The organism is Bacillus sp. JJ1773 (genome assembly GCF_036962035.1).
In the GTDB taxonomy this organism is placed as follows: Bacteria; Bacillota; Bacilli; order Bacillales; family Cytobacillaceae; genus Cytobacillus.
In genome coordinates this window covers 24948-31344 of sequence record NZ_JBALNX010000056.1, presented here as the reverse complement: position 1 = coordinate 31344, position 6397 = coordinate 24948, and the positions used below count along the sequence as shown (strand labels likewise).

6 protein-coding genes are annotated in these 6397 nt (G+C 38.7%); 4 read left to right on the top strand and 2 right to left on the bottom strand.

Annotation, left to right across the window (positions count from 1 at the left end):
• Positions 1-50 precede the first annotated feature (50 nt).
• Together V7127_RS17480 and V7127_RS17475 are read right to left on the bottom strand one after the other, a co-directional pair.
• Entirely contained in the window at positions 51-296 is a 246-nt protein-coding gene (locus V7127_RS17480) for a hypothetical protein (RefSeq protein ID WP_335488218.1), read from the bottom strand.
• Positions 297-313: 17 nt separating this feature from the next.
• Positions 314-1927, bottom strand: coding sequence for an L-lactate permease (locus V7127_RS17475; protein ID WP_335488215.1), 1614 nt, complete (start codon positions 1925-1927; stop codon positions 314-316).
• Positions 1928-2457: 530 nt separating this feature from the next.
• On the opposite strand from V7127_RS17475, the gene rpoN reads away from it, so the two are divergent.
• The 4 genes from rpoN (at position 2458) to gap (ending at position 6242) form a co-directional block, all read left to right on the top strand.
• On the top strand, positions 2458-3795 hold the full coding sequence (gene rpoN, locus V7127_RS17470; RefSeq protein WP_335488212.1) for an RNA polymerase factor sigma-54: 1338 nt from the start codon (positions 2458-2460) through the stop codon (positions 3793-3795).
• 18 nt (positions 3796-3813) lie between these two features.
• Complete coding sequence (locus tag V7127_RS17465) at positions 3814-4056, top strand: glutaredoxin family protein (RefSeq protein ID WP_335488209.1); 243 nt, start codon at positions 3814-3816, stop codon at positions 4054-4056.
• A 124-nt stretch (positions 4057-4180) separates the two neighbouring features.
• Positions 4181-5212, top strand: coding sequence for a sugar-binding transcriptional regulator (locus tag V7127_RS17460; protein WP_335488206.1), 1032 nt, complete (start codon positions 4181-4183; stop codon positions 5210-5212).
• 22 nt (positions 5213-5234) lie between these two features.
• Positions 5235-6242: a type I glyceraldehyde-3-phosphate dehydrogenase gene (gene gap / locus V7127_RS17455; protein WP_335488204.1), complete on the top strand. Its 1008-nt coding sequence runs from the start codon at positions 5235-5237 to the stop codon at positions 6240-6242.
• Positions 6243-6397: the final 155 nt, after the last annotated feature.

Sequence of the window (6397 nt, the reverse complement as noted above, 5' to 3'; positions counted from 1 at the left end):
CCCCATATATAGTGAGCGTAGAATATCAGACGTTCGGTCGTGTGAGAAGTCTACTCCTCTCTCGTTTCGAGCTTCTGAACTCCTTTGTAGCCGCCATCTCTTTTTGTCGCTTTTTTTCCATGTAAGAATGTTATGGCTGGCGCTGCCAACATGCCTAAGAGCATTAAGACTACTCCAATGTTCAATAGACTTGAGTTGCCTTGGGTACCTCCCACATAGAGAAAAGGAAAGGAAACAATTGTAACAATAAATGCGATTGTTTGAAGTCCTACTTTAGTTGCAAAAAAATCTCTCATTTTTAACTATCTCCTTCCTAAATAAACAGTGTAGTAATCGTTAGTATAATACCTATCAAAAGAGCAACACCTATCGCAATAGGTAAAATCTTTTTAAGGACTAGCCCTTCTTGACCAAGGATTCCTGCTGTTGTTGTACCAAGAATGATCTTACTTGGTGATAATACTGATCCCATCGCACCGCCTGCAGTATGGGCCCCTAATATGGCTGCTTCATTTAAATGTAAAAGCGAGGAAGTTGCTTGTTGGAATCCGCCAAATAAGATATTGGAGGACATATTACTGCTCGTCATAAATGACCCGAGAACGCCAATTGCTGGAGCTAGAAATACATAAGTCTGGCCCATAACTCCTGCTGTTCCCATAGCAAGTTCTGTTGTTTGTCCAGTTCCGCCCATGATTTTAGACATAATAATCAACGCGATTACTGCGATCGTGGAAGGAATCGTTTTTTCAATTGTTCTCCTAATAGCCCGTGTTCCTCCGCCTTTTTCAATTTTGCCTTTGCTCTTAAAGTAGACAAAACCGATGATAGCAGATAGAAGCAAGAATAACCCGGAATTCGTTAATGGCATGACAGGTGAAAATAGATCATAAGCATGATTCACCATACCATAACCGGTCGTTGTTTCAGGATAGCTTAGACCTAATTGCCACTGATTCAAAAATGTCTTTAAAGGACCGATAAGCAAAACAATCAGTGTAATAGCTGTTAATACATAAAAAGGGAAGAATGCTTGATTCATGGTAAGTGGATCTTTGGAGACATTTTCTTCTTTCTTGTTATCTCCCTCTTGACGAACCATTAGTTTACTATCTTGAATACTCCATGATTCTCTGTACATTTTCAGCTTGCCAATAAATAATATAGCAACAAGTGACAGTAATGATGGAATAAATGCTGCTAATGCAGGATTCATTTGTGCTAAAATTGTTTGTCCTCCACCTTGGATTAAGGAAAGGATGATTACGGCCGGCAATCCTTTTTTAACAGCTGCCCAGCGGCCATAGACCCAGCTGATAGTGATACCAGTAGCGATATTAATAATCCAAATAAATAATGAAGCCCAGACAGCGGCTTCAATTACTGTTCCGCCTTGAATACCTGTTTGGGAAACTAATGCATCCCAAGCCACGGCTAATGTACCGAACGTATTACCCCATGCCTGTCCTAATAAAGCAATTACTACAGCCCAAAGGGGTCTTACACCAAGTCCAACTAATAATGGAGCACAAACGGCTATTGGTACTCCGAAACCAGTGATTCCTTGTAAAAAACTGGCGAACACCCAACCGATTGCCATAATTTGAAGAAGTTCGTTAGACGTGAACTTTTTTAATCCATTCCGGATTGAATCAAATGCCTTTGCCTCACTAGTTACTTCATAAATAAGAATGGCAGGCAAAATAATGACAATGACCGTTAATGAAGTCCATATACCTTTTGCACTTTCCAGTCCTAATAGCTGCAGATCTGATTTATAAAAAACGATGGAAATGATAAATGCAGCCAAGAGTCCAATAGGTGCAGCTTCTGCAGCCCCCCAATTGAACTTCACCATTAGTAAAATAAGTATTATTATAGGTATTGCAGCCATTAGCCACATCAAAATATTAACAGGTAGTTCCATATTCCGATTTCCTCCTTTATTACTACATCACTAAATATATATTTTTCTTATTTCCTCTTCAACAGTCACAGTGTACAAAAAACTAAGTATTTTTAGTGCACTTTGTTCAAAATAAAACATCATGAAGTAAAAGCTGTTGAAATGGATTACAAAATAGGAAAAGTTTGAAAAATATGCAATGAAATGTTTGGAACCTTCTGGAATAATTTTGACCACCTGCCTAAAAGCATCATATAAAAAAAGTTTAGGGGCATTTTAAATTGAATACCTTTAATATGTACAAAAATTAATTTATTATGAAGCCCCATTTTTGTAGTGTATAACACGAGTGTGTGAATGATGAATTTTACAATTGACCTAGAAAAAATTTAAAAAAAATAATCTGTTCAGAAAATATTAAAAATTCAAGAGATAGCAAGGTTTAACTCACTTGGGATAGGACTTTTTTAGTGCAAATCCCTTCTTTAGCCAGTATATTCCCATTCACCATTCGTCCTCGTTATTGTAGAATGGTAAGGGGGGGTTGTGAAATGAAGTTACAGGCTGGGTTATGGCAGCAGCAAACATTAAAGTTAACAATGACTCAAGAACTGACTCAGGCAATTGCCTTGTTGCAGTATAATACGCAGGAGCTTTCTGAATTTCTGGAGAATAAAGCATTGGAAAATCCTTTATTGCAAATTGAAACAGGGAACGTTCAAGCGATGGACCCCCGCTTTGACCGAGCAAAGCCTGCTAAGAAAAAAATAGAAAAAGATAAACAACATTGGATTGAACAGATTGGAAAAATAGAACCTTATTTAGATGAACATATTAAGTCTCAGCTTGACTTTAAGCTTGTTCATTCGATTCAAAACGGGGAAAAGGTTTTTGATTATCTTATTGAGTGCTTGGATGAAAACGGTTACTTGCGAGTGGAAATGAGTGAGGTGGCGGCCCGTTTTCGGATCTCTGAGGAAGAAGTTGATAAGGCCATTACCCTTTTGCAGGGAGTAGAGCCGGCTGGGATCGGCGCACGGAACCTGCAGGAATGCATTCTTTTGCAATTAAAAAGGAAACAGCCAAGAAATGATTTGGCTGAAGAAATAATAGAAAAGTATTTTAATAGTTTTGCGGACAAAAAGTGGAGAGACATCTCCAAAGAACTTGGGGTAAAGATGTCAGAGATTCAAGAGGTCTTTGATTTCATTCAAACATTAAATCCAAGACCGGCGGCTTCCTTTCAGCATGAGAAGTCTGCCTATATTGTTCCGGATGTGATTATTGATTGGGATGGAAGCTCGTTTTCTGTAAGTGTCTTTGATGAAGCTTTGCCGAAAATTAGCTTTAATAATGACTATTTTAAAAAGTTTTCATCCAATAAAGATAAACAGGTTAAACGTTTTTTACAGGATAATCAACAGGATTATTTCTGGATTATGAGAAGCATCGAGCAGAGAAAAGAAACATTAACAAAGGTTTCCTTGAAGATTGTTGAGAAGCAGCAGGAATTTTTCATTAAAGGCCCTGCCTATTTAAAGCCGATGATCATGAAGGAGATTGCGGATGAGCTTGATATTCATGAGTCAACGGTTAGCCGGGCTGTTAGGGAAAAGTATGCCCAAACCGCTTTTGGCACCTTAGAATTAAGATCCATTTTCTCAAGTACGATTAAAACGACTTCTGACGAAAATACATCGTCTAAACAAGTAAAAACGATTATAAGCCAGCTCATTGATGGCGAAAATAAACAAAAGCCTTTGTCTGATCAAGAATTAGTGCAGATGTTGAAGGATCAGGAAGGCATGGTTGTATCAAGAAGAACGATAGCGAAGTACCGGGACCAGCTGGGAATCCCGTCTTCCTCAAAGCGAAAACGATATGATTGATGAAAAAGGAGAAGAGCGGTGAACAAACGTACTCTAGTGCTTTATACACGAAATCGCTGTCCTTTATGTGATAAAGCGAAGTCGATCATTATGGAATTAAAAGAAGAATGGGATTTCCATTATAAAGAAATAGATATTGATATGAGTGATGATTTGACTGAAAAATATGGACTAATGATCCCAGTTGTTGAAATTGATGGATCCGAGGTTCAATACGGACAAATTGATAATTGGACGATAGAAGAAGCCCTTAAAGAATAGTTGAACTATTCGATTGCCCCTGCTAAAATAAAATTAGAGCAAGGGTGATTTTTTTTATCCTGAGTGGGACACAATATGACTATGTGGGACATATAATGTCCATAGGAGGTAAAGGGGCAAAAAAATGAACTCGATTATCGATATTCAAAAAAGATTATTACCCGATTTACTGACCATTATGCAAAAAAGGTATCAAATCCTCCATTATATAGGCTTAATGGAGCCGGTAGGGAGAAGGAGTTTAGCTGTTAGCCTTAACTTGACCGAAAGAGTGCTAAGAAGTGAGGTTGAATTTTTAAAAGACCAGAGTCTGCTAGTGAGCACTAGTGCAGGGATGAGTTTGACCTCCGATGGCAAAGATCTCCTTAATCAGCTCCGAGAAGTATTGAGGGACATAACAGGTATTCAGGCTATGGAGGATAAGCTTCATCAAACGCTTAACATTCAAAAAATTATTATTGTGCCAGGCGACAGTGAAGAATCTCCATGGGTAAAAAGTGAGCTTGGCAGAGCAGCGGCTGCTTATATGAAATCAAACCTCAAAAGAAAAGATTCTATCGCAGTTACCGGCGGTTCAACGATGGCTGCTGTCGCTGATAGGTTAACACCAGATTTTACTGAATTTGATTTACTTTTTGTTCCGGCAAGAGGTGGAATCGGTGAGGATGTAAAAAATCAAGCTAATACGATTTGTGCTGCAATGGCAGATAGAACGAATTCTAGCCATAGAGTCCTCTATGTTCCTGATCAGGTCAGCCAGGAGATGTACAGCACCATGATAAGAGAGCCGGAAATAAAAGAGGTCTTAGGATTAATCAAGTCTGCCAGCATGGTTTTACATGGAATTGGAGACGCTATAGTAATGGCAGAACGCCGAAAAACAAGTAAAAATGACATGGAATTAATCGTTAAAGAGCAGGCTGTAGGAGAAGCATTTGGATATTACTTTAATGAAGCCGGCCATGTGGTACATAAAGTACAGACCATTGGACTTCAGCTTCAGGACTTAATTCATATTCCCCATATCCTTGCTGTCGCAGGAGGGGCTTCGAAGGCAAAAGCAATTGCCTCCTATTTGAAACAAGCGCCATCATCTACCGTTTTGATAACAGATGAAGGAGCTGCAAATGAGTTAATGAAGAATTTAAATATATAAATACATTTTGGGAGGAATTATCATGACAGTAAAAGTTGGCATTAATGGGTTTGGAAGAATAGGCCGTGTTGTATTTCGTGCAGCTTTAAACAATCCAAATGTAGAAATTGTGGCAGTTAATGATTTAACAGATGCGAATATGCTGGCACATCTTTTAAAATACGATTCTGTTCATGGAACACTAAATGAAGAAGTACTAGTTGATGGAGAATACTTAGTAGTAAGCGGACATAAAGTTAAGGTGATTGCAGAACGTGATCCGGCAAACCTTGGCTGGGGAGAGCTTGGCGTAGAAGTGGTTGTTGAATCCACAGGGCGCTTTACAAAACGCGAGGACGCAGCGAAGCATTTAGAAGCTGGTGCGAAAAAAGTGATTATCTCTGCACCTGCATCCAATGAGGATATCACGATTGTCATGGGCGTAAACCATGAAAAATATGATTCTGCTAATCACCATGTGATTTCAAATGCTTCTTGTACAACAAACTGCTTAGCCCCATTCGCGAAAGTTTTAAATGACAAATTTGGCATTAAACGCGGGATGATGACAACCATTCACTCTTATACAAATGATCAGCAAATTCTTGATCTGCCACATAAGGACTATCGCCGTGCCCGCGCAGCTGCTGAAAACATGATTCCAACAACGACTGGGGCTGCAAAAGCAGTATCTCTCGTGCTGCCTGAACTGAAGGGCAAACTAAATGGAGGTGCAGTTCGCGTTCCGACTCCTAACGTATCTTTAGTTGATTTAGTAGCTGAGCTTGAAAAAGAAGTAACAGCTGAAGAAGTAAATGCCGCATTTAAAGCAGCTTCTAAAGGTGAACTAAAGGGTATCTTAAGCTACAGTGAACTGCCTCTCGTTTCTAGAGATTATAATGGAGATCCAAGCTCATCTACAATTGATGCCCTATCAACTATGGTGTTAGAAGGTAATATGATTAAAGTAATTTCTTGGTACGACAATGAAACTGGTTATTCCCACAGAGTGGTAGACCTAGTTGATTATATTGCACAAAAAGGAATCTAGAATGTTAATTGACGCAAGTGCCTAAATATATTGGAAATAAACATAACAAACGACTATAATGATAAAGGGAAAAGAGGAGATGGGAATAAAACCACTCTTCTTTTTTATAGGCAGTTTTTTTAATACATAATAAGTTTTACCTTATAGACTAGCAT